This is a genomic window from Streptomyces sp. NPDC026394 (assembly GCF_055567735.1).
The window spans coordinates 91,541-114,916 of the sequence record NZ_JBVHPX010000004.1 but is presented as its reverse complement, the minus strand read 5'-3'; the positions used below and the strand labels follow the sequence as shown (position 1 = coordinate 114,916).

Below are 23,376 nucleotides of genomic sequence, written 5' to 3'. Positions count from 1 at the left end.
CCCTGCCCTGCCCCGCCCCACCGACAAAGGATGAGCAGCCGCCCATGAAGCACCTCACCAGCCTCCGCGACTACCTGGAAGCCCTGGCCGAACTCGACGACCTGCGGGTGATCGACGACGAGGTGGACCCCGTACTGGAGATCGGCGCGATCGCCCGCTACGCCACCGAGCACCGGGCCCCGGCCCAACTGCTCTCCCGTATCCGCGGCTGCCGGCCCGGCTTCCGGGTCCTCACCGCGCCCGCCGCCCTGAGCAGCCGCCCGGGAGCGCCCTACGCGCGGCTCGCGCTCGCCCTGGGCCTGCACCCGGACACGCCGCCACGGAAGCTGATGGACGGCCTGGTCGCCGCACAGTCGGCACCCCCCGTACCGCCCGTCACCCTGGATTCCGGCCCGTGCCAGGAGAACGTTCTGCTCGGCTCCGAGATCGACCTGACCCGGCTGCCGTTCCCGCTGCTCCACCAGGGCGACGGCGGCCGGTACGCCAACACCGTCGGCACGTTCGTGCTGCGCAGCCCGGACCGCAAGTGGACCAACTGGGGCATCGCGCGTGCCATGCTGCACGACGCGCGCCGCATCGTCGCCTTCACCGGCTCGCCGCAGCACATCGGCGTCATCGACGACATGTGGCGGGCGCGCGGCGAACGGACGCCCTTCGCGCTGGTCCTGGGCGCCGAGCCGGCCGTCCCGCTCGTGTCGACCATGTCGCTGCCCGAGCACGTCGACGAAGCGGCCTACCTGGGGTCCTACTTCGGCGAGCCGGTCGAGGTCGTACGGTGCAAGACCGTCGACCTCGAAGTGCCCGCCACCGCCGAGATCGTCATCGAGGGGTACATCGACCACGACGAACTGCTGCCGGAGGGACCGATGGGGGAGTTCGCCGGCTACGTCCCCGAGGGGAGCTGGTCGCTGCCCGCCTACCACGTCACCGCGGTCACCCACCGCGACGACCCCGTCATGCCGGTGGTGTGCGCGGGCAAGCCGGTGGACGAGGACCACACCCTGATCGGCCTGACCCACTCGGCCCGCTGGACCCACTACCTGCGCGAGGCCGGCATCCCGGTGGCCGCCGCCTGGATGATCCCGGAGACCGCCGTGCACGTGCTGGCCGTCACCGTCGACCCGGACTGGCGCGAGCGCACCTCGTTCACGTCGTCGCAGGAGCTGTGCCGGGCGGTCGGCGAGGCCGTCGACGCCTTCCCGCACGGCGGCTGGTGGGTCACCCGGATCATGGTCCTGGACAACGACATCGACCCGACGGACGTCCGTGACGTGCTGTGGGGCTTCGCGACCCGCTCGCACCCCACCGACGGTATCCACGTACTGCCCGACACCGCGATCATGCACCTGATGGTCTGCTACCACGAGAAGGAGCGGGCCACCGGCACCGGCCCGACCGTCGTCTTCGACTGCGTCCGCGAGGACGAACTGAACAGCACGGCCTTCGCCGACAACTACCCGGCCGACGTGCAGCGCCGCACCTTCGAACTCCTGGCGGGCGCACGGCCGCTGTAAGCCCGGCGGCCACCGGCCGGACCGCCCCACCGCGCGCCCGGGGTGCCTACAGCTCCCCGGGCGCCGGGCCCGGCTTCTCCGAACCGTCGCCCGCTCCACCGCCGCGGCACCAGCTTTCGAGGACGCTCAGCACCCCGTCCGCGGCGAAGAACGCCCCGGGCAGGGCCACCCGCCGCACGACCGAGCAGGACACGTCGCCCTCGTGCCACTGCTCACCGGCCACCCCCGCCGCCATGACGGTGTATCCGCGCAGCAGTACCGCCAGTTCGCCGGCCCGGTTCCAGGGCCGGGCGCGCGGGTCCCCGCCCAGCGCGGCCGCCGCGGACAGGCCGGGCAGGGCCGTCAGCACCTCGTGGTCCAGGGAGCGCGGATAGACCTGCCCGACGCAGCCGATGACACGGGAGAAGCCGAGGTGCCGCGCGACACGCCGTTCGACGCGGTCCAGCGCGGCGCGGTCGCCGCCGAGCAGGTCGAGCATGTCCTGGGCGGTGCCGACCGGGCCCTTGACGCCCCGCAGCGGGTACCCGTCGGCCAGTGTCCGCAGCCGCACGGCGGCCCGGCGCAGGCCGTGCGCGACCGGAGCGGCACGGCCCCGGCGGCGCAGCAGCTCCGCGACGGCCCCGGCCCGGCCGGACAGGTGCTCCAGCGACAGCCGTACCCGTACCTGCGTGATGTTGTCGGTGATGTCGCAGGACGTCAGGCCCTTGTGGATGTGCTGATGTCCGGCGAGCGCGTTGAACTCCTCCACCCGGGCCTTGAGGTCGTGCCGCGTCCGGCGCTCCCGCTCCGTGATGGAGTCCAGATCCACCCGGTCCACCACCCGCGCGTACGCAGCGGTCACACCGGGCGGTACCGCCACCCCCTCCGCCGCCTGCGCCCGCAGCACCGCCAGCCACAGTTGCCGCTCCAGCACCACCTTGCGCTCGGCCGACCAGAGGTCCGCCAGCGCCGGGGACACCCAGTCGCGGGCCAGGACGTCGTCCGGCAGGCTTCCGCGGAGACCGCCGGCCGGCTCAGCCGCCGGCGCGGGGGAGCGGTGGGGGCAGGAAGCCGCTGGAGCGGAAGAAGGCGAGGTAGCGGTCGAGGAGGGCGGCGTCGGTGGGCGGGCAGCGCAGTCCGCTGTTCCGCAGGCCCCGTTCGGTGTTGGCGCGTCCGAGCCGTGGGAAGACATCATCGAGGTACATCTCCTTCACGCTGATGTCGGACTTGTTGCTGCGGTCCACACAGAGCGAGACGAACGGAGCCGTAGGGCTGCCGGGATTTCTCGCGACATGCCGCACCAGCTCCGCCACCCAGGCGTCGTACGGCAGTTCCCGGATGTCGTAGCCCGCCGCCCGCATCCGGTCCACCATGTCGGCCAGCCGGGCCGGCCGGGGGTTGGTGAGGTGGTAGGTGCGGCCGTCGGCCGGTTCGTGGGTCGCCAGGTGCACCACGGCGGCGGCCACATGGTCGACCGGCACGAAGTCCAGCGGCAGCGGCACGGCCGGCGCCACACCCGTCTCCGCGATGACGCGGAACAGCGAGCTGATGGCCGTCTCGGTGTTGCAGATGCCGGTGTGCTCCTCGCCGGTGACCTCGTACGGGCGGTGCACCGCCACCGGCAGCCCCGCCTCCGCCGCCTCCGCGAGCAGCCGCTCGGCCACCCACTTGCTCTCCGCGTACCCCATCGACAGATGGTCGGCGTGGGCCGGCAGGGTGTCCTCGTCCACCTCCCGCACCCCGGCGGTGCCGAAACCGGCCAGCACCGCGACGGTGGACAGGAAGTGCAGCGGGACGCGCCGCCCGGCGGCCAGCCGGACCAGTTCCCGGGTGCCGCCGACGTTGGCCGCACGCAGCGCGGCGTACGGGTGCAGGAAGCTGACGTGCGCCCCGGCGTGGAGGATCAGGTCGGCGGTCTCGCCGAGCTGCCCGAACCGCTCTTCCGGCAGTCCCAGGCGCGGGACGGTCAGATCGGCCGGGAAGCAGGTCAGCCGCTGCTCGTACGGGGACAGGTCCAGGCCGTACCGGGCGGCGTTGGAACACACCCGGCGCCGCGCGTGCGCCGCGTCCCGGGCCCGTACGGGGCACAGCAGTTCGGCGCCCGTGACCCGCGCGAGCCGGTCGAGCAGGAACGCTCCTATGTAGCCGGTGGCGCCGGTGACAAGGACGCGCGCCGGGTCACGTGGGCGGGGGACGGGGCCCTGCACCGGCGGCAACCGCAGCCCGAGCCGCGCCTCCTTCAGGAAGTCCGCCTCCGACGCGGGCGCGGAGCCGGACCGGCGGCCGGCCCGGCTGTCCCGCAGCGCCCGGTCCACCGCCGTCGCGTACGCGCCGAGCGTCGGTGCCCGCAGCAGGCTGCGCACGAGGAAGGTGCCGTGGGCCGCGTCCATGCGCAGCGCGGTCATGGTCCTGGTGGTCACCTCGGCGATGAGCAGCGAGTCGCCGCCGAGGGCGAAGAAGTCGTCGTCGGGAGCCGGCCGGACGCGCAGGACGTGTTCCCAGACGCCGGCGAGCACGGTCAGCAAGCCGGAGCCGACTCCGTCCGCTGGGCCTCCGGAAGCCTCGGAATCCAGCCCTTTGAGGGGCAGTTGCCCGTTTGCGTTCGTGTCGCCGTTTCCTGTTGCACGCGTTTGCCGGGCAGGCGCCGCCGGTGCGAGGAGGGCACGCCGGTCGACCTTGCCCGCGCCGGTGACCGGGAAGCGGTCCAGGACGTGGATGCGCCCCGGTACGGCGGGCGCGGGCAGCCAGGATCCCAGGTAGGCGCGCACCTGGTCGGCCGGGACCGCCGCGCCGGGGCGGGCCGGCGTCACGAAGGCCACCGGCTGGGCGCGCGTCCCCTCCCCGTCGATCTCCACGACGGCCTCCGCGACCGCCTCGTGCGCGCGCAGCCGCGCCTCGACCTCGTCCAGTTCCACCCGGAATCCGCGCAGCTTGACCTGCCGGTCGCGGCGCCCCCGGTACTCCAGCGTGCCGTCCGGCCGCCACCGGGCGCGGTCACCCGTGCGGTACAGGCGCCCGCCGGGACGGGGGCCGAACGGGTCGTCGAGGAAGCGTTCGGCGGTCAGCTCCGGGTCGTTGAGGTACCCGATGGCGATGCCGTCGCCCCCGACGAGCAGCTCGCCCTCCTCGCCCGGCCCGGCGGGGGTGCCGTCGTCGCGGAGCACGTGGCAGGTCGAGTTGGGAAAGGGGCGCCCGATGGGCACGGAGGCAGCGTCGGCGGGCAGGTCCCGTACGACGTACGCGCTGGAGACGACGCTGTTCTCGGTGGGCCCGTAGAAGTTGACGAGGGTGATCCCCGGGCAGGCGGACAGCACGCGGCGGCACAGCCGCGGATCGAGCGCCTCGCCGCCCGCCGAGACGAACCGCAGGCTCCGCAGCGCCTCCGGCCGGGTGCGCGCCACATGGTGCAGCACCCCCGCGGTCAGGAAGGCCACCGCCACGTCCTCCTCGCGCAGCAGCCGCTCCAGCGCGTCCACGGACAGCAACTGCTCCCGCTCGGCGACGACGAGGCAGGCGCCGGACAGCAGCGCCGTCCAGATCTCGATCGTCGAGGCGTCCGAGGAGCAACTGTAGGCGTGCAGCACCCGCTCGCCGGGCACCGGGGGAGACAGCCAGGGGCCGGAGGCGGCCAGCCGCACGACGCCGCGGTGCGGGACGGCCACCGGCTTCGGGCGGCCGGTCGAGCCGGAGGTGAACATGACGTAGGCGCAGTCCTCCGGGGCGACGGTCACGCCTGGAGGGGCGGGGTCGCCGGCCGGTGGGGCGGAGTCTCCGGCCGGTGGAGCGGGAACGCCGGCCGGCGCGTCCGCTCCCGGGTCCGGCGCGGCGAGACCGCCGTCCACACAGGCCCGCAGCCTGCGCACCCGGCTCGTGCTGCCCGGCAGCGCGACGGCCACCCGAACGTCCGCCTCCTCGGCCATGGCGCGCAACCGCGCGGGCGGGTACGCGTCGTCCAACGGCACGTACGCGGCACCGCACTTGACGACGGCGAGGAACGCCACCAGCGCCTCGGGGCACCGGCCGCCGAGCACACCGACCGTGCTGCCGGGACGGACACCGGCGGACAGCAGCCGCCGGGCGAGGGCGTCGGAGTGCCGGCTGAGCTCGCCGAAGGTCAGGGTACGGTCGCCGTGCCGGACGGCGGGCGCCCCGGGGGCGGCCCGCGCCCGCTCCTCGAACAGTTCGTGCAGGCAGCGGTCGCGAGGGTACGGCGTGGCCGTGTCGTTCCACGGCGCGTGCCGGTCCGGCCGGCCGGGCACCTGGGAGGGTCGCAGCATGGTCAATACCTCGGAACGGTCGGAGTGCCACGGTCGGAGCGCCCGGACGGCCGGGGCGCCGGGTTCCGGGCGGAACCGGGTGGCCCGGGTCGGCTGAAGGCGGTGGGAGAGGAGACGGAGGCGGCGGTGCGGCACCGCGCGGGCCGCATCCGGACGGTCACGCCGACGGTGGACCGCCGGGTCCCCGTGGCCGGGCCGCACCGGGGCCGGGAGCCCGTTCCGGCGTGTCCTCCATGCCACCCGAAAAAGCGGGTGCACTAGGCAGTTACCCAGCAATCCGATGCCGCTGTTCACTCTTGCGGATGATGTGGAACGTTCCGGTGAGCAAACGTGAGCCTCGTCGTGAGCGGTGTACCACCGCCCGTACCGCGATGCGCCCCTCGGCCGGGGAGGCGTGACCCGGACGAAGGGTTTGCGAGCAGTCCCGGATGCGAAGAAATCGTGGCGGACGTGTTCATGTGCGGGAGGACGGACCGGCGTCGGGCCTTCGGGAACCGGCCGCCGGTTCCCCGGCCCGCACGCCGTCGGCCGAACACCCGGGCACCGCGCGTCCAGGGCCGGTCCGGTCACGTCCGTCCGTGCTCGGCACGTCCGTCCTCGGCATGTCCGTCCGTGCTCGGCCGGGCGCCGGCACGGCGTACGGCAACCGGCTTCGGAGCACGTCGCGTAACGGGATCCGCACCCGACACCGCGCCGGTTCCGCCGAACCCGCCGCGACCCCACCTCCGCCCCTCGTACCGCTGCCCCCGTACCGCCCCGTGGAGGCCCCGCATGCCTGATGAGGAGACACCGGTGTCACCGTGCCCCGGCCCGCCGTCCGTCGGCCGCCCTGCCCGGCCGCCCGACGACGCGAACGGCCGGGCACCGTCCCGTGATCCGCGGGCGCTGTGGCCCGCGCTCGGCGCGTCGCGGGAGGCACGGCGCGGCGCGCTGCTCGCCCCGCTGACGCGCACGGCAGGACCGCCACCGCACCGGCAGCACATCACCTGGGTGGGAGACCTCCAGCAGGGCGACGGCGGCAAGGGGGCCATGACGGACCGGCTGGCCCCGGCCCACCAGATCGTCGTCCGGGTGCAGGGCGGTGACAACGCCGGGCACACCACGGTCTTCACGAACGCCGCGGACGAGGTGCACACGCTCAAGAACCATCTGCTGCCCTCCGGTGTGCGCCACCCCGGCGTGCTCGCCGTCATCGCCAACGGGGTCCTGGTCAACCCGCGGACCCTGGCCGGCGAGATCGCGTCGTCCGCCGCGTACGCACCGGAGCTGCGCCGGCGGCTGGTGGTCAGCGACCGGGCCCATCTCGTCCTGCCGCTGCACCGGCTCGTCGACGGCCGGCAGGAGAGTGGCGGCGGACGCTGCTCGGACGTGATCGGCACGACCCGGCGCGGCATCGGCCCGGCCAACGTCAGCAAGGCCAACCGCATCGGCATCCGGGTGCGCGACCTGCGGGATCCCGACCTGCTGCGGCGCCGGATCGAGCAGAACGTGCGCTTCTTCGGCCTGCCGTCCGGCCACGCCGATGCCGACCTGGCCTGGCTGGAGACGTACCGTGATCCGCTGCTGTCCGTGGCGGCGGACACCGTCGCGCTGCTCGGCGCGGCGGCCGACGCGGGCTATTCGATCCTGCTGGAGGGGGCCCAGGGACCGGTGCTCGACGTGGAGCACGGCACGTACCCGTACGTGACGACTTCGCCCACCGCCTTCTACTCCGTCACCAGCGGCACCGGTCTGGACGGTTCGCTCGTCGGCCACCGGGTCGGCGTGCTGAAGGCGTACCAGACCATGGTCGGCAACGGCCCGTTCGTCACCGAGGACGCCGGCGAACTCGGTGACCGGCTGCGCCGGACCGGGGAGGAGTTCGGCACCACCACGGGCCGCTCCCGGCGCTGCGGCTGGCTGGACCTCGCGCACGCACGGTGGGCGGCCGGCCTCAACCGCTACACGAGCGTGGTGGTGACCAAGCTCGACATCCTGGACGGCTTCGACCGCATCGGCGTGTGCGTGGGGTACGTCCTGCCGGACGGCGGGTACGGCGAGTTCGTACCCGACAACGCGTACCTGGAGCGCTGCCGCCCGCTGTACTGCTGGCTGCCCGGCTGGCGCCGCAGCACGCGCGGCCTGACCCGCTACGACCAGCTCCCGCCCGAAGCCCGCGACTTCCTGCGCTACATCGCCGACTTCCTGGGCGTCGAAGTGGCCGCGGCCGGTACCGGACCGGCCGAGCGGGACCTGCTCGTCGACCCCGCCACGCGCCTGGCCGGCCTGCTGCCGTCGCACGCGGCGGCGGGACCGCCGCGGGCGGCTCGTACCGAAGGAGAGACGAGGACCCCTTCATGACACCGGACACCGAACGCAGCCACGGGCCCTCCGCACGGTCGGACACACCCCGGCCGGGCGACGCCGGACCGGTCCGCCCACCGGCCGGGCACGCGTTGCGGAGCCTGTGCGTGTTCTGCGGCGCGAGCGCGGGCGTGCGTCCCACACACGTCCAACTCGCCACGAGACTCGGGCAGGCGTGCGCCCGGCGCGGTATCCGCATCGTCTACGGTGCCGGTGGCGTCGGCGTGATGGGCGCGCTGTCCGACGCGGTCCTCGCGGCGGGCGGCCGCATCACCGGGGTGATCCCGCAGGCCCTGATGGACCGGGAGTACGGGCGGCGCGACCTGACCGAGCTGCGGATCGTCGGCTCGATGCATGAACGCAAGGCCCTGATGCACTCCCAGAGCGACGCCTTCCTCGCCCTCCCGGGCGGCTACGGCACGCTGGAGGAGCTTTTCGAGATCACCGCGTGGGCCCAGTTGCGCCTGCACCACAAGCGCATCGTGCTGCTGGACGACGGCGGCTTCTTCGGCCCGCTCACCAGGATGCTGGACCACGCCCGCGACGAAGGGTTCCTCTCCGACGCCGACCGGCAGCTCGTCCGGCACGCCAAGTCCGTGGACGACGCGCTGCACCTGGCCGCCCTGCCGCCCGGCCCGCACTCGGAGCCCGCCGCGATCGGTCCCGGACAGACCTGACACCCCGTGAGGCGGCCACTGGACGGGACGGGCGGCTCCCGCCCCTCCCGCCAGGCCGAGACAAGGAGCAGCCCCATGCCTGACGACGGAGGACTCCCTCGCTACCCCTTCTGCTTCCGGGGCGACCGGCTCGCACCCGAACTGGCCGAGTCGGTGGCCCACCGGCCGATCCTGCGCGTACGCACCAACACCGGCACCGACGCCTGGCTGGTCACCGGCCACGAGCAGGTGCGCTCGGTCCTGCGGGACCGCCGCTTCAGCCTCACCCTGACCTCCGACCCGTGGATGCCCCGGCAGGACCCCCTCGTCCCGCCGCTCTCGATCACCGACATCCGTACCCACTGCGAGAAGGCCGGCCTCCTCCAGGAACTCTTCCGGGGCGTGGGCCCGCACCAGCAGCACCTGACGCCGGAACGCGTCCGGGAGACCGCCGCCGGCCTGCTCGGCACGTTCCTGGCCGGGGAGCAGCCGGGCGACCTGGTCGACGGGTTCATCATGCCGCTCTCCCGCGCGCTGACCATGGAACTGCTGGGCCTGGACCCGGAGGGCTGCCCGGACAACACCACGCTCTTCACAATCTTCCGTACGGGTCCGCAGAGCCTCCCCGCGGTGCCGGACAGTTGGGCGCTGGCCCAGCAATGGATGCTGGAGCGGCTGCCCGGCCTGCGCGCGGACGGCACCGGTCTGCTGGGCCGGCTCCTCGCCCTCAGCGACGCGTCCGGCGTGCTCGACGAGGAGGAGGTCGCCGACCTCTTCGTCTTCCTCCTCATCTCCCAGTTCGGCAACCCGGCCACCTTCCTCGGCGCCGCGAGCGTAGGGCTGATGAGCCACCCGGAGGTGCTGGCCCGGCTGCGGGCGGCCCCCGCGCTGCTGCCGCAGGCGGTCGACGAACTGCTGCGCTGGACGGTCTTCCTCGGCGACGCGCTGCCCCGCAACGCCCGCGAGGACGTGCTGCTCGACGACGTCCTGGTACGCAAAGGCGACCTCGTCCTGGTGTCCACCGACGCGGCCAACCACGACCCGCGGGTCTTCCCCGACCCGCAGCGCCTGGACATCGACCGGCCGCCCGGACCCCACCTGCGGTTCAGCGACGGGCGGCACCGCTGCCCGGGCGGGCCGGTCGCCCGGATGCAGGCCGCGGAGACCCTGCGCGTGCTGCTGGAGCGGACCGAGGACCTGCGCCTGGCGGTACCCGCCGACGAGATCGCCTGGCACCGTTACTACGCCGTCACGCTGCCGGTGGCGGTGCCGGTCCGCTGGACGGCCCGCGGCGAAGGGTGAGGGCCGGGGTGCCGACCCGGTGGGCCGGTACCCCGCAGGGGCCGCTCAGCCCGTGAAGCCCTGCTCCCGCAGGATCGTGTCGATACGGGCCCGGTGGGCCGCTTCCCACTGGTCGAGGGTCTCGGCGGCCTCCTTGGCCAGCTTCTTCTCCGCGGTCAGGAGCACCTCGTCCCGGCGGGCCGCGGGGGTGACCACGACGCCCTCCTCGTCGGCCACCACGATGTCACCGGCCCGAACTCACCCCGCCGCAGCGCACCGGGCCGTTGAGCGGCGCGACGGCCGCCTTGGTGCCGGGCACGGGGATGACGCCGCGCGCGTACACGGGGAAGCCCGCCTCCCGTACCTCGGCGAGGTCACGGGTCAGCCCGTCGGCCACGATCGCCGCGACACCACGGCGCTGCGCCACCGCGCACACGTTTCCGCCCGCCAGCGCGTGGTCCATGTCGCCCGACTCGACGACGAGGACCGAGCCCGGCTCCGCGCGGTGGACCGCCGCGTGCAGCATGAGGTTGTCACCCGGAGGGCACCGCACGGTGAACGCCGGCCCGGCGACGCACGGGACCGGGGACCACAGCGGGCGGATACCGGCGTCCATGACCTGCCCGCGCCCCAAGAGATCGGCGAGGGTGGTCGACGGGACGCCGCTGAAACCTGAGATGTCGTTCATGCACTCCTCCTCCCGATTCCGGAGTCCGGTGCGGTCGGATCCGGCCGGGCCCCGCCACACACGGAGGACGGACCGCGCCGGGCCGCCAGGCCGCTGGAGCCGTACGGGGCCGCCTCGGCTCCCGCGTCCGCCGGCCCGAACGACCCCCGTGCACAAGCGCTTCCGGCCACCGTAATGTGATCATCCTGCCACGTGTTCCCCGGGCTCCCCGGGGTCCGCCATCACGTACCGCACCTACGGAGACGATTGCCATGCCCCTGCGCTGTGCCGTGCTCGACGACTTCCAGGACATCGCCACGACGGCCGCCGACTGGAGCCCCGTCCGGGACCGCGTGGACGTCGTCTCCTTCACCCGGCACTTCGCCACCGAGGACGAACTGGCGGCGGAACTGGCCGGGTTCGACATCGTCGTCACCCTGCGCGAACGGGTGTCCTTCCCGGCCTCCCTGTTCGCCCGGCTGCCCCGGCTCCGGCTCCTGGTCGCCTCCGGCATGCGCAACTCAGTGATCGACTTCGCCGCGGCGGCGGAGCACGGGGTGACCGTGTGCGGCACTCAGAGCGCCGCCACCCCGCCCGTCGAGCTGACCTGGGCGCTGCTCCTGGGGCTCGCACGCGGCGTGGTGGCCGAGAGCGACGCGCTTCGCCGGGGCGGCCCGTGGCAGTCCACGGTCGGCGCCGACCTGCACGGCCGGCGTCTCGGGCTGCTCGGACTGGGCAAGATCGGCAGCCGGGTGGCCCGGATCGGTACGGCCTTCGGCATGGACGTGGTGGCCTGGAGCCAGAACCTCACCGCGGAGCGGACCGCCGAGGTCGGCGTCGGCCGCGCGGCGAGCAAGGAGGAACTCCTCGCCACCAGCGACTTCGTCTCGGTCCACCTGGCGCTGGGCGACCGTACCCGGGGCCTGCTCGGCGCGCCCGAGCTGGCGCTGCTCAAGCCGACCGCGTACCTGGTGAACACGTCCCGGGCGGCCATCGTCGACCAGGACGCCCTGCTCGCCGCGCTGCACGAGGGCCGGCTCGCCGGCGCGGGCATCGACGTCTTCGACACCGAGCCGCTGCCCGCCGACCACCCGGTACGGACCGCGCCCCGGCTGCTGGCCACGCCCCACCTCGGCTACGTGACCTGGGACAACTACCGTACGTACTACGGCCAGGCGGTCGAGGACATCCAGGCGTACCTGGCGGGTTCACCGGTCCGCCTGCTCGGCTGACGGCGGACCGGCTGCTCGGCTTGACCGGCGGCCCCGCTGGATCGGTGGCTCCGCTCGACCGGCGGCCTCGCTGGGCCGGTGAGCACCAGCCCCGCACCTCCGATCGGGCGGCGCACCCGGCCGGCGCGCCACCCGACGGCGTCAGTCGCCGTTCACCCCCGGAGCCGGGGTTCTAGAGGGCGTTGGCGAACCGCTTGAACGCGGCTTTGGTCTTCGCCCCGGGGTCCCCGTCGATCTTGCCGGTGTACCCCCAGCTGTCCTTCAGCAGGCGTTGCAGCGCCTTCACCGTATTGACACCGGGCTTCCCGTCGATCTTGCCCTGGTACTTCCAGTACTTCTTGAGGCAGCGCTGGAACGCCTGCCAGCTCCCGGTGCCCAGCGCCCCGTCGATCTTCCCGCGGTACTGCCAGTGCTTCTTCAGCCAGCCCTGGACCTTCTTGGCCTGCGCGGCGCTCAGCCCGAGGTTGTTCACCGCGAGCGGCGCGACGGCCTCGGCCGTCACCGCGGGCTGCGCGGCCGGCGCGGAGGCGGCGAAGCTCGTGCCCGCCCCCGCCAGGCCGCCGGCGAAGATCCCCACGGCGGCGGTGACACTGACCAAGGTCCTCGTCACGGCATCGGGTCGCATTCCTTTTTCCCCCTTCGAGTTCCGGGGGCACCGCCCGACACGCGCGGCGCGTACGTCGCCGGACGCCTCGGCGTACCCCCTCATGGCCGTACGGCGCAGCGGCGACCCTGGCGATGGTGCTCCCCGTTCGCCCCGGCGCGGTACGGGAAGAAGCTATCCGCCGGAGCGGCCCCCGGCGTCAGCCCACGAGTGCAGACCGCCGCAACCAGAAGCTGACATCCGCGCTCCACCGACCGCGGTAACGGCGGCGGATGTACAACCCCCGCGGTACTGCCCACCCGGAACGGGACGTCACTCCACGGGCCCCGCGCCCGCGGCCCGCCCGTCGGCCCACTCCTTGCTCAGCCGGGACCACTCGGGGGTGGCCTCGGTGGGGGAGGAGGAGACGACGTGGCGGCGGAAGGCGTCCTCCGCGGTGACGCCGTGCACCGCTTCGACCGTGTTCGCCGCGAGGTGGCACAGCAGGCCGCGGTCCACGGGTTTCAGTCCGAGGCGGTTGAGGTGGAGGTAGAGGTAGTTGACCACCAGCCGGAAGGAGGCGAACCAGTGGTCGTCCCGGAGGAAGCCGTCGTGGCCGTGGCCGGTCTGCAGGAGCCGGTGGAAGTCGCTGAGCTGCCGGGTCGGCAGTCGCGGGGCCCGGCCGGCGCCGCTGAGCGTCAGCTCGCCGGACTCCAGCAGCGGGTACGCGACGCGCTGGCACCGGCGTACGGCCTCGGCCCACTCCCGGACGAACGGCACGGTGGCGCCCGCGTCCGCGGCCGCGGGGGAGCCGGGCTCCGCGGACAGGACGGACTCCACCGTACGCAGCCGGGTGGTCAGCGCGTCGGCCTGCCGTCGGTACCGCTCGTCGAAAGCGGCCCGGTAGCCGGCCGGGTCGTGGGTGCGGGACAGGAACGCGTCGGCGTGGGACCGCAGGGACAGGAACCCGCGTGCGATCGGCGCGCTGCCCTCGTCGAACGGTACGGCGGCCACCGACGCGGTGGTCCACATCAGGTCCAGTGCCAGCACCGGCAGGGCGCCGCCGTCCCGCAGGTGCTCGTACATCGCGAACGCCAGGTCGTTCGTGTCGCTCAGGAAGTCGGCCAGCACCTCGCTGCCTCGCATCGACCCCAGCACCGGCAGCCGGTGGTCGTAGGGCTGTTCGAGCACGGTGTTGTCCGGCACCCAGGGATGCCGGGGGCCGGTCTCCATCTCCAGTTCCGCCAGCCGCTCGTGCACCGGCGCGAGCGCGGCCTCGTCCAGCCGAGCCGTGGAGGGGTGGTCACGGACGTACGTCTCCAGCGCGGCGACGACCCGCGGGCGTACCCGCGAGGCCCACGCCTCGGCCGTGGTACGGAAGTTCAGGCGCAGGTGCGGGCCGCGCAGCCAGTGACGGCCGAACCAGGCGCCGTCGACCGACGCCCGGACGGCCTCGAACGCCGGGCGGACGGCGTCCAGGACGAGCGCGGGTTCGGTGCTCTCGTCGTGGTGGTGGACATGGACGCTGTGCCACGTGGCGGCTGCCCCGCTCATGAGGCGGTCAGCGCCTCGGGCAGTTCGGCGAGCACCCGGCCGACGAGGAACCGCGCCTGACTCTCCTGCCACAGGGTCAGCCCCAGCCGGTTGTTGACCAGGTGGCCGCTGCGCAGCAGCACCAGGCTCGTGGCGGGGTGTGCGGTTTCGGCCAGTTCGAGCGGCCCCGCGAGCGGCGAGTCCGTCCACTCGTTGGTGAAGCTCCCCGCGTCCTCCAGCACGTGGAGCGCGTCCCGCAGCCGGCGCAGGGACGCCATCCAGTACGCGCGGGGGTCCGCGCCCGCGCCGGTGAGCGACTCCTCGGGCGCGGCTGCCAGCCGCCAGACGCGCCGGGCCCGCTCCTGGAGCTTTGCCTGCTGGGCGCGGTACCGCGGCTCGACGTCCTCGGCCTCGGGGCCGCTGCCGAAGGGCAGGGGCGGGCCGCCGTTGCGGGACCACCGGTCGCGGACCTCGTCGAGGAGCGCGAACACTCCCACGACCAGGTCGAAGGCGAGCATCGCGCGCTGTTCGACGGTCGCGCCGGTACCGACGACGGACAGGGCCAGCTCGCTGGACTCGTGGAAGTGCCGCTCCACGGCGGCGATGGCGGCGCGGTACCCGAAGTCGGAGTTCTCCCGCTCGTACGGCCGCAGCTCCAGGGTGTTGTTGGGCCGCACCTCCTCCTGCTGCTCCTGGTCGGACCGGCCCTCCAGCCCGGCCAGCCCCTCGGAGACCTGGGCGAAGCGCGTACGGTCCACGACGTCCGGGGACGGGGCGCCCTCCAGATACGCGCGGAGGTGCCCGGCGGTCAGCCGCTCGATCTCGGCGCGGTCGGCGGTACGGGCCGGGAGGAAGCGCAGCCGGACGTGCGGCCCGCCTTCCCAGTACCGCAGGAAGAACCACCGCTGGACGAGACCGTCGGCCGTCAGCCGTGCGACCAGCGGGCGGACACCGTCGGTCAGCAGCGCGTCCTGGCCGGTGTCGTAGAAGATGTGCGCGCCCACCCAGTCCGCGCCCTCCGCAGTACCGGGGTCCAGCCGGTCGCTACCGGTCAGCATCTCGCCTCCGTCGATCGATGGTCGCCGGTCCCGGCGGGGCGGGAACCGGCCACCCCGATTCTCCGGCGGAGGCCGGGCGGCGGTCTTCACGGTACGACCACGGGGTGACCGAAGAACGGACCGAAGGCCACCGAAGAGGCACCACAGGCCCCGCGCGGCACCGAAGCCCGACCGCAGGCCGGGCCTTGACACGCGGCCGCCCGGCCGTCACAGCGTCGTACGCCGCACACACTCCTCGACGACCGCCCGCAGGCTGCCCGTACGGCGCAGCCGCTCCCGCTGGATGTGCGCCCCGTTGCCGCGGCCCATCAGGGTGTCCAGGCCCTCCTTGGCGAGCCCCAGGTCGCCGTTGTCCTCCAGCGCCTCGCCGACGTGGTCGAGCAGGGCGCGTACCACGGCCTCGGCGGGGGCCGGGGTCCAGGTGAGCGGATGGACGAGGCGGCCGGACAGTCCGGACCGGCCGGCCCGCCAGGCCGCCAGCCGCAACAGGCCGACCCCGGCCGGGTCCGGCGGTTCCCCCGCGCGCCACGCGCGGGCGGCGGTCTCCACCAGCCCGCGGGTCAGGGCGGCGATCAGCACCGTGTCGTCGGACTGCAGACAGACGTCGGCCACCCTGATCTCGACGGTGGGGTAGTGCCGCGACAGCCGGGCGTCGAAGTAGATCATGCCCTCGTCGAGCAGGGTCGCCGTGGCGAGCATCTCCCGCACCCGCCGGTGGTAGTTCTCCGCGCAGCCGAAGAGCTCCACCGGTCCGGACGACGGCCAGCGGCCCCACACCCGGCTCCGGTAGCTGCTGTACCGGGTGTCCTCGCCCTGCCAGAAGGGCGAGTTGGCGCTCAGCGCGAGCAGCGTCGGCAGCCACGGACGGATACGGTCCAGCACGGCCACGCCCTCGTCGTCCGACTCGACGGACACATGGATGTGGCAGCCGCAGGCGAGCTGTTCCAGCGCGGTGCTGCCGAACTCCTCCGCCAGCCGCTGGTAGCGCTCGTCGACGTTGAGGGACGGTACGACGGGCAGCGGCGAGGTGGCCAGGGCCACCAGTTCCGTACCGGCCCGGCGGGCCTGGCGCGCCGCCTCGCCGCGCCAGTGCGCGACCTCCGCGGCCAGGTCCTCCATCAGCAGCCGGGGCCGGGTCGCGATCTCCAGCTGCTCGCGGTGCAGTTCCTTGTCCAGGGTGGAATCCTCCGGAGACGTGGCCAGTACGGTCCCGGAAGCAGCTCGTGGCTTTCCTGAGTACGGGTCCACCAGGAGAAGCTCTTCTTCCACTCCCACACTCCGCATACGACAGCCTCTCTCGACCGGCGACGGTCAGCAGGACGGCTTTTTCGTGTCTGCTGACATGGGAAACGCTCGCGCGGCACGGCACAAGGGGTCGGGCGGCCACGGAGTGGCGCGATGAGGGCGGGAGCGGGCGGCCGCGCCCGCGGGGCCGGTGCGCGGTCGGTCGGACACCCGTACAAGCCGGGCCGGAGCTGCTCTGATGGAGGGGCACGCCATGAGGCGGACGAAGGGGGCGGGCCATGCCGGTGGTGCGGACCAACGGGATCAGTCTCGGGTACGAGGAGTACGGCGCCGGGGAGCCGGTCGTGATGGTCACCGGGACCGGCGCGCCGGGACGGGTGTGGCGTGCCCACCAGGTGCCCGCCCTGACCGCGGCCGGGTACCGGGTGATCACGTTCGACCACCGGGGCCTGTCGCCGGACGGTGCGTCCGGGGAGCCCTTCACCCTCGACGACCTGGCGGCCGACCTCGCCGGTCTCCTCACCCACGTCAGCTCGGGGCCCTGCCGTGTGGTCGGCTTCTCGCTGGGCTCGGTCGTCGTGCAGGAACTGCTCGTGGTCCGGCCGGAGCTGGTCCGCAGGGCCGTGCTGATGGCGACCATCGGCCGGGCGGACACACTGGTCCGCGCCATGGCGGCGGCCGAGATCGACCTGTGCGACAGCGGGGTCGCGCTTCCGCCCCGGTACGCGGCCTACGTCCAGGCGTTGCAGTACCTGTCGGGGGAGACGCTCGGTGATCCGGACCGGCTGCGCGGCTGGCTGGACGTGTTCGAAATGACGGCGACGGCGAGTTCCGCCGGAATGCGCGGGCAGCTCGGGCTTCAGGTGATCGAGGACCGGCGGGCCGCGTACCGGCACATCCGGTGTCCGTGTCTGGTCGTCGGATTCTCGGACGACCGGGTCGTCCGCCCGCGGCTGGCCGAGGAAGTGGCCGCGTGCATTCCCGGCTGCCGCTACACCCAGATATCCGGGTGCGGTCATTTCGGTTATCTGGAGAAGCCCGGCCCGGTGAATTCCGCGATCCTCGATTTCTTCGCGGAACCGGATCGCTGAGGGAACGTCAGGAAAGTCGCCGGAACACCCGGCCCCGGCCTTCCGATGGGCGGCGGCCGGGACCGGTGCGGGCCCGCGCGCGGCCCGTTCACGCGCCGAGTACGGCCCGGATGCGCTTCTTGTCGGGCTTGCCGACCGGCGTCAGCGGGATCTCGGTGACCAGGTGCAGCCCGGTGGGCGCGTACATCTCGCCCTTGTGGCGGGTGACGAAGTCCCGCAACTGGTCCGGGTCCAGCGGGCGTTCCGGTGCGGGGACGACCGCGACGTGCACCTCCTCGCCGGCGTCCGCGCGGCGCACGCCGAACGCCGCGCAGTGGGCGACGGCCGGGTGGGTGAGCAGCAGGTCCTCCAGCTCGCCGGTGTAGACGTGACCGCCCACCACGATGATCATGTCCTTGAGCCGGTCGACGAGGTACAGGTAGCCCTGGTGGTCGAGGTAGCCCAGGTCGCCGGTGTGCACCCACCCGTCGCGCAGCACCTCGGCGGTGAGGCCGGGCTGCTTCCAGTAGCCGGTCATGGTCTGGCCGGAACGGACCCGGATCTCGCCCACCGACCCGACGGGGACGGGCGCGCCCCGCTCGTCGTGGAGGGAGACCTCGACGCCCGGGACCACCCGGCCCACCGTGGCCTGCCCCTCCGGGGACAGGTCCCGGTGCTCGTCCGGGCCGATGACGGTGATGTGGCCCGTCTCGGACTGGCCGTAGCCACCGAACAGGACCGTCCCGAAGGTCTCGTGCGCCTGCCGCAGCCGTGCCGGCGAGGCGGCGCAGCCGCCGTAGGTGATCCGCTGGATGCTGGACAGATCGGTACCGGCCAGGGCGGGGTGGTCGAGCAGGCGGTAGAGCAGCGGGGGCAGCAGCCACAGGTGGGTGATGCGCTCGCGCTCGACGGCGGCGAGCACCTCGCCGGGGACGAAGGAGTGCTGGAGCACCACGGAGCCGCCGGCCAGGAGGGTGGCGTCGGCGATGTTGCCGGCCACGTGCGCGAGGGTGGTGCAGGCCAGGAAGCGGGGCGGCTCGCCCGCGCCGGCGGAGCCGAAGGCGAGCATGTCCCGGTAGGGGCCGTGCGCCATGCGCACGCCCTTCGGGACGCCGGTGGTGCCGCCGGTGTGGCGTATGCACCAGTCGTCCTCGGGGCGAGCCGCGCTCCGCACCGGGGAGGGTTCGTGCCGTGCGGCGCGCGCCAGCAGGTCCTGGCCGTGCGGGCCGGGGCCGAAGGAGAGGACGTACGGAGGCCGGGCGCGGGTCAGCAGGCTTTCGGCGGCGTCCGGCAGGTCCGGGTCGATCAGCAGCAGCGCGGTGTCCACGCTCTCCGTGATGTGGGCGAGCGTCTCGGGGGCCATGCCCTGGTACAGGAAGACGGCCCGGGCGCCGAGCAGATTGGCGGCGTATCGCGTGATGAGGGCCTCCGGCCGGTTCCCGGAGAGCAGCGACACGGTGCTGCCGCGCCCGATGCCCCAGCCGGACAGTTCCCGGGCGATCCGGTACACGCTGTCGCGGAATTCCCCGGCGGTGACCTCGCGGCCGTCCGCCGTGGTGACCACGGGGCGGTCCGGAGTTTCCGCCAGGACGCCGAGGACGGATTCGACATAGGAGCGGAAGTCGTTCGTCGGGGAATTCACCTCTGCGGCAAGGAATTCGGTGGTCATGAAGTATGTCTCCCTACTGATGTAGGCGATTACTACTTCTCGGTAAGCTAACAATTGGTTGCCGTATGAAGGTGTCCTGCTGATGAACAACGTGTGATGTCTGAAAAGTGTCTGGCGCGGCGCGCTTGCTTGTGCAGGGAGGGCCTGGGGTGTGGTGCGTCGTGGCGCACGCCACACGGCCCGGGCGGCCTCCCCTCGGGGGGACGGCAGGGGAGGCCGGGCCGTGTGCCGCCGCCGTGGCGGGGCGGGTCAGCGGGGCGAGAGCCGGTCGCGGACCGCCTTGAGCTGGGCCACCTGCGCCGACTGGCTCCGTACGACGGAGTCGGCGAGCCGTTTCGCGCCCGCGTCCCGGCCCAGTTTGCGCTCGGTGCGCGCCATCTGGATCGCGCCCTCGTGATGGCTGATCATCAGCTCGGTGAACTTCCGGTCGAAGGCGGCGCCCTCGGCGTCCTTCAGAGCGGCCATGTCCTGGTCGGACACCATCCCGTCCATGTCCGTCTCGTCCCGCCCGAGCTGCCCGTGGTCCATGCCGTGCGGGCTGTGCTCGGCGGAGGGCGACCCCGGATCACCGGAGCCGGTCGCGGCCGCCTCCGGCTCACCCCAGGACCGCAGCCACCCGCGCATGGTGGCGATCTCGGCGGTCTGCTCCTTGGAGATCGCCGCGGCCAGGTCCTTGACCTCCTGGTCGGAGGCGCGGGCACCGGCCGGTTCCGTCATCTCCACGGCCTGCCGGTGGTGCGGGATCATCCGCTGCACGAACCGTACGTCCGCGTCGTTGTGCGCGGCCGCCTCCGGAGAACCGCCGGGGGACGCCGCGGCGGAACCGCTCGCCGTCCGCGGCCCGCCGTCGTCGTCGCTCCCGCAGGCCGCAAGGGCCAGCGCCCCGGCGGCAAGGGCACCGGCCAGTGCGATACGGCGACCGGGAAGTCGCTCGCCTCGATGCATGATTCGCCCACCTCGATCTCTCTGCGCGCGGCGGACACCCCGCGTGCGCGTCGGCCTACGCCCGCATTACCGACACGCGCGGAGATGCGAAGCGCACGGCGGCGCGGCACGCCGCGAAGTGATGAGGGGAGCGGTCGCGCGTTGACCGGAGGCGGGGCCGTGGTCAGCCGTTCCGCGGTGTCACGGCGTCGCGGTGTCACGGGGCCGAGAGGACGAGGGGGCAAGACAGGCGGTCGGACGTCACCGCCCGCCCCGCCCCGCGCTTCAGGCGCCGCTGTCGCCCCTGAGCCGCATGTCGACGTCGACCACCCCTTCGACGGCCCGGGCGAGCCGCGCCGCCACCGGTATGAGCGAGGTGTCGGCGATGGCCCCGGCGAGGGTGACGATGCCCTGGGACACCTCGACGGTCAACTGCTGTCGCCGGGACGCGAAGAGCTGCCCGACGACCGTCCGCCGCACCTCCTCGGCGATGTCCTCGTCCTCGCGGAGGAAGACCTTCAGGAGGTCGCTGCGGCTGACGACCCCTTCGAGCCTGCCGAGGGCGTCCACCACCGGCATCCGTTTGATCCGGTACCAGGCCATGGTGCGGGCGGCCTGCGCGAGGCTGGCGTCCGCGTGCACGGTGACGGCGGGGGCCGTCATCAGCTCGTCGGCCGTGACGCCCCCGGACTTGATCAGGGCGTCCAGGACGCGCATCTGCTCGATGCGCGAGGGGGTGTGGTCGCGGAACTCCTCCTTGGGCAGCAGATCGGCCTCGGACACCACACCGACCACCCGGCCCTCCCCTTCGACGACGGGCAGGGCGCTGACCTTCCACTGCTCCATCGTGCGGACGATCTCCTTGAAGGGGGCGGTACGGCCGATACTGATCACGGTGTGGGTCATCACGTCGCCGACGGTGCGGGGGTTGTTGTTCCCTGGCGTCACGGGCTCCTGCATCACGGACTCCTTCAGCGCGGGCTCCTTCCCCCAGGGTTGTGCATCACGGGCCCGTGCACCACACACCCGTCCACCGGGCCCGGAGCCGGGGCCGGCGGCGTGAGGAGGATCCGCCGGCCCCGACGGCCGGAAACCTGTGCCCGGGCCCCGGGCGCCCGGCCAGGGCCCGGACACAGGTGGTCAGTGCGCGCCGCTCCCGTACGGTCCGAAGAGGTCGAGCAGCCGGGTCCGCGCGCACCGCAGCCGGTCCCCGATCACCTGGGAGTACCGGAGCACCAGCGCGTGCCCGAGCGCGGGGTCCTCCTCGCACAGCGCCCGTATCTCCCGCGCGTCGAACTCCCAGGCCCGCACCGGGCTCAGCGTCTCCGCGCCCAGGTGCCAGCAGTACGGCGGGAACAGCCACGACCAGCCCAGCAGGTCGCCCGGGTGCAGGGTCTCGACGACGGCGGGCCGGCGGCCCGGTACCCGCAGGTCGAGCTGGACCGCTCCGGTACGCAGGATCCAGAAGCGGTCGGCCTTCCGGTCCTCCTCGAAGATCCGTGTCCCGGCCGGGAAGGAGACTTCCCGCGCCCGCGCCATCAGCCGCTCACGGTGTTCCGCGGGCAGTGCACCGAGCCGTGCGTTCGTCGTCCTCACCGCGCCACCTCCCCTTCCTGCGCGGTACCGGAGCCCGCGGCGGTACCGGGCGGGCCTCCGGGACCGGCGGGTCCCATGTCCTCAGGATCCGCCGTCGGCGGGCGCCCCGGGACGGGCCGAACAGCCCCTTCACCGGGCCGAACAGCCCTCCCTGACCGGCTTGTCAGGCCGAGGCGGCGCCTTGGCGGCGGACCGCGGGCCGGACGATGCGCCCGGCCCGCAGGTGGTGGACGGTGTCGGTGCAGTCGGCCACGAGGTCCAGCTGGTGGCTGACGAGGACGAGCGTCAGCCGGCGTTCGGCGCGCAGCCGGGTGAGCAGGTCCAGGACCGCGGTGGCGGTCGCCGGGTCGAGGGCGGAGGTGACCTCGTCGCACAGGAGGAGGTCGGGTTCGGTGGCGAGGGCGCGGGCTATGGAGGCGCGTTGGCGTTGCCCGCCCGACAGTTCGTGCGGGTAGCGGCGGGCGATGTCGCGGGGGAGGCCGACGGCTTCGAGGAGGCTGCCGACCCGTTCGGACAGGTCCCGGGCGGCGACGACACGGTGGAGCCGGAGCGGGCGGGTGAGCGTGGCACCGACGGTGCGCGAGGGGTTGAGGGCGCCCAGGGGGTTCTGCGGGACGAACTGGATGCGCCGTTGCTGGTCGCGGCTGCGCTTGCGGGAGTTCGCGGGCAGCGGGTGGCCGTTCCAGGTCAGGGTGCCGGTCTGCGGGACCTGGAGGCCGGCGAGCGTCCGCAGGAGGGTCGTCTTGCCGCACCCGGAGGGACCGGTGATGCCGGTGGCGGAGCCGATGGGTATGTGGAGGCCGGCGCCTTCCAGGGCGTGATGGGTGTGGCCGCGGTGGGTGAAGGCGACGTGCAGGTTGTCGGCGCGCAGGCCCCCGGGGGCGGCCGCGGTCCCCTCGGCCGAGGCCGAACCCGAAACGGACAGCGGTGCGGACACCGAGGCGGAAGCCGTCCCCGACGCGGGAGCCGAAGCGGAAGCCGACGCCGGAGCCACCCCGGAGGCGGCACCGGAGCGGCGCGCCGGACGGCCCGGAGCGGGCAGCGCCGTAGGGGCGGATGCGTACGGAACGGCCCCGGCTCCGGCGTCCAGGGTGACGACCGAGTCGGCGCAGGCCCCGACGACGTGCGGATCGTGGCTGGCCATGATGACGGCGAGGCCGTGTTCGGCGGCGAGCCGGCGCAGGAGCGCGGTGATGTCGTCGCGCAGGTCCGCGTCGAGTCCGGCGGTGGGTTCGTCCAGCAGCAGCACTTCGGGACGCCGGGCGAGCGCGCGGGCCAGCGCGAGCCGTCGCTGCTGCCCGCCGGACAGGGCTCCGGGGCGGTGATGGGCGAGCGGGGGCGGCAGACGGCACTCGGCCATGACCCGTTCGACGGCCTCGGGGGAGGGGTCGGCGGCCAGTTCGGTGATCAGACGGCGGGCCGTCATCCGCGGGTTGAGGGCGGACCCCGGGTCCTGGCCCACATAGGCGACGTGCCGGCGGCGCAGGGTGCGCAGCGCTCCGGGCGCGAGCGTCAGTACGTCCTGCCCCAGCACCTCGACGCTGCCGGAGAGGACGCGTGCGCCCTGCGGCAGTTCGCCGATCACGGCACGCAGCAGCGTCGTCTTGCCGGAGCCGGACGGCCCGGTGAGGGCGGTGATGCGGCCGCCGCGCAGGCGGAGGCCGGTGCGGCGCAGGAGCACCGGCCCGGTGGCGAGGCCGATTTCGAGGCCGGTGACGGTGACGGGCGGCGGGGAGTCGGTCACGGCGG

Annotated in this window: 17 protein-coding genes and 1 pseudogene; 6 read left to right on the top strand and 12 right to left on the bottom strand. The window is 73.7% G+C overall.

Annotated features, from left to right (window positions below):
* Positions 1-44 precede the first annotated feature (44 nt).
* The gene (locus ACZ4QV_RS12060; RefSeq protein WP_361590261.1) at positions 45-1,514 is read left to right on the top strand and encodes a UbiD family decarboxylase; all 1,470 of its coding nucleotides are present in this window, start codon (positions 45-47) and stop codon (positions 1,512-1,514) included.
* Positions 1,515-1,560: 46 nt separating this feature from the next.
* On the opposite strand, the gene ACZ4QV_RS12055 is transcribed toward ACZ4QV_RS12060, so the two are convergent.
* Positions 1,561-2,472: a lyase family protein gene (locus ACZ4QV_RS12055; RefSeq protein WP_467762836.1), complete on the bottom strand. Its 912-nt coding sequence runs from the start codon at positions 2,470-2,472 to the stop codon at positions 1,561-1,563.
* 55 nt (positions 2,473-2,527) lie between these two features.
* Complete coding sequence (locus tag ACZ4QV_RS12050) at positions 2,528-5,770, bottom strand: amino acid adenylation domain-containing protein (protein WP_467762835.1); 3,243 nt, start codon at positions 5,768-5,770, stop codon at positions 2,528-2,530.
* A 771-nt stretch (positions 5,771-6,541) separates the two neighbouring features.
* Between ACZ4QV_RS12050 and ACZ4QV_RS12045 the strand changes: the two genes are divergently transcribed.
* From ACZ4QV_RS12045 to ACZ4QV_RS12035, 3 genes are all read left to right on the top strand, one after another.
* Positions 6,542-8,110, top strand: coding sequence for an adenylosuccinate synthetase (locus tag ACZ4QV_RS12045; protein ID WP_467762834.1), 1,569 nt, complete (start codon positions 6,542-6,544; stop codon positions 8,108-8,110).
* Positions 8,107-8,790 carry an LOG family protein gene (locus ACZ4QV_RS12040; RefSeq protein ID WP_361590273.1) on the top strand — a complete coding sequence of 228 codons (684 nt, stop codon included), beginning with the start codon at positions 8,107-8,109 and terminating at the stop codon, positions 8,788-8,790. The genes ACZ4QV_RS12045 and ACZ4QV_RS12040 overlap by 4 nt, the downstream gene beginning before the upstream one ends.
* Positions 8,791-8,865: 75 nt before the next feature.
* Positions 8,866-10,071, top strand: a complete 1,206-nt coding sequence (locus tag ACZ4QV_RS12035) for a cytochrome P450 (RefSeq protein ID WP_361590276.1) — start codon at positions 8,866-8,868, stop codon at positions 10,069-10,071.
* Between the two features lie 45 nt (positions 10,072-10,116).
* Here the strand turns inward: ACZ4QV_RS12035 and ACZ4QV_RS12030 are convergent.
* A pseudogene (locus ACZ4QV_RS12030) lies at positions 10,117-10,738 on the bottom strand (RraA family protein).
* A 251-nt stretch (positions 10,739-10,989) separates the two neighbouring features.
* On the opposite strand from ACZ4QV_RS12030, the gene ACZ4QV_RS12025 reads away from it, so the two are divergent.
* Positions 10,990-11,949 carry a D-2-hydroxyacid dehydrogenase family protein gene (locus ACZ4QV_RS12025; protein ID WP_361590279.1) on the top strand — a complete coding sequence of 320 codons (960 nt, stop codon included), beginning with the start codon at positions 10,990-10,992 and terminating at the stop codon, positions 11,947-11,949.
* 172 nt (positions 11,950-12,121) lie between these two features.
* Here the strand turns inward: ACZ4QV_RS12025 and ACZ4QV_RS12020 are convergent, their stop codons facing one another.
* The 4 genes from ACZ4QV_RS12020 to ACZ4QV_RS12005 form a co-directional block, all read right to left on the bottom strand.
* The gene (locus ACZ4QV_RS12020; RefSeq protein WP_361590282.1) at positions 12,122-12,574 is read right to left on the bottom strand and encodes a peptidoglycan-binding domain-containing protein; all 453 of its coding nucleotides are present in this window, start codon (positions 12,572-12,574) and stop codon (positions 12,122-12,124) included.
* Positions 12,575-12,865: 291 nt separating this feature from the next.
* Entirely contained in the window at positions 12,866-14,086 is a 1,221-nt protein-coding gene (locus ACZ4QV_RS12015; protein ID WP_361147547.1) for a thiopeptide maturation pyridine synthase, read from the bottom strand.
* The gene (locus ACZ4QV_RS12010; protein ID WP_361590286.1) at positions 14,083-15,123 is read right to left on the bottom strand and encodes a thiopeptide-type bacteriocin biosynthesis protein; all 1,041 of its coding nucleotides are present in this window, start codon (positions 15,121-15,123) and stop codon (positions 14,083-14,085) included. The genes ACZ4QV_RS12015 and ACZ4QV_RS12010 overlap by 4 nt, the downstream gene beginning before the upstream one ends.
* 207 nt (positions 15,124-15,330) lie before the next feature.
* On the bottom strand, positions 15,331-16,407 hold the full coding sequence (locus ACZ4QV_RS12005; protein ID WP_361147542.1) for a glutamate--cysteine ligase 2: 1,077 nt from the start codon (positions 16,405-16,407) through the stop codon (positions 15,331-15,333).
* Between the two features lie 239 nt (positions 16,408-16,646).
* Between ACZ4QV_RS12005 and ACZ4QV_RS12000 the strand changes: the two genes are divergently transcribed.
* Entirely contained in the window at positions 16,647-17,459 is an 813-nt protein-coding gene (locus ACZ4QV_RS12000) for an alpha/beta fold hydrolase (protein WP_361590290.1), read from the top strand.
* Positions 17,460-17,547: 88 nt separating this feature from the next.
* Here ACZ4QV_RS12000 and ACZ4QV_RS11995 read toward each other — a convergent pair whose 3' ends face one another.
* The 5 genes from ACZ4QV_RS11995 to ACZ4QV_RS11975 all read right to left on the bottom strand — a co-directional run bounded on the left by ACZ4QV_RS11995 (position 17,548) and on the right by ACZ4QV_RS11975 (position 23,371).
* Entirely contained in the window at positions 17,548-19,107 is a 1,560-nt protein-coding gene (locus tag ACZ4QV_RS11995) for an AMP-binding protein (protein ID WP_467762833.1), read from the bottom strand.
* Between the two features lie 249 nt (positions 19,108-19,356).
* Positions 19,357-20,052 carry a DUF305 domain-containing protein gene (locus ACZ4QV_RS11990; protein WP_361147534.1) on the bottom strand — a complete coding sequence of 232 codons (696 nt, stop codon included), beginning with the start codon at positions 20,050-20,052 and terminating at the stop codon, positions 19,357-19,359.
* Between the two features lie 264 nt (positions 20,053-20,316).
* Positions 20,317-20,991, bottom strand: a complete 675-nt coding sequence (locus tag ACZ4QV_RS11985) for a CBS domain-containing protein (protein WP_361147531.1) — start codon at positions 20,989-20,991, stop codon at positions 20,317-20,319.
* A gap of 180 nt (positions 20,992-21,171) precedes the next feature.
* Complete coding sequence (locus ACZ4QV_RS11980) at positions 21,172-21,570, bottom strand: cyclic nucleotide-binding domain-containing protein (protein ID WP_361148745.1); 399 nt, start codon at positions 21,568-21,570, stop codon at positions 21,172-21,174.
* Positions 21,571-21,790: 220 nt separating this feature from the next.
* Positions 21,791-23,371 (bottom strand): ABC transporter ATP-binding protein, encoded by a 1,581-nt coding sequence (locus tag ACZ4QV_RS11975; RefSeq protein WP_467762832.1) that lies wholly within the window; start codon positions 23,369-23,371, stop codon positions 21,791-21,793.
* Between the last annotated feature and the right edge of the window lie 5 nt (positions 23,372-23,376).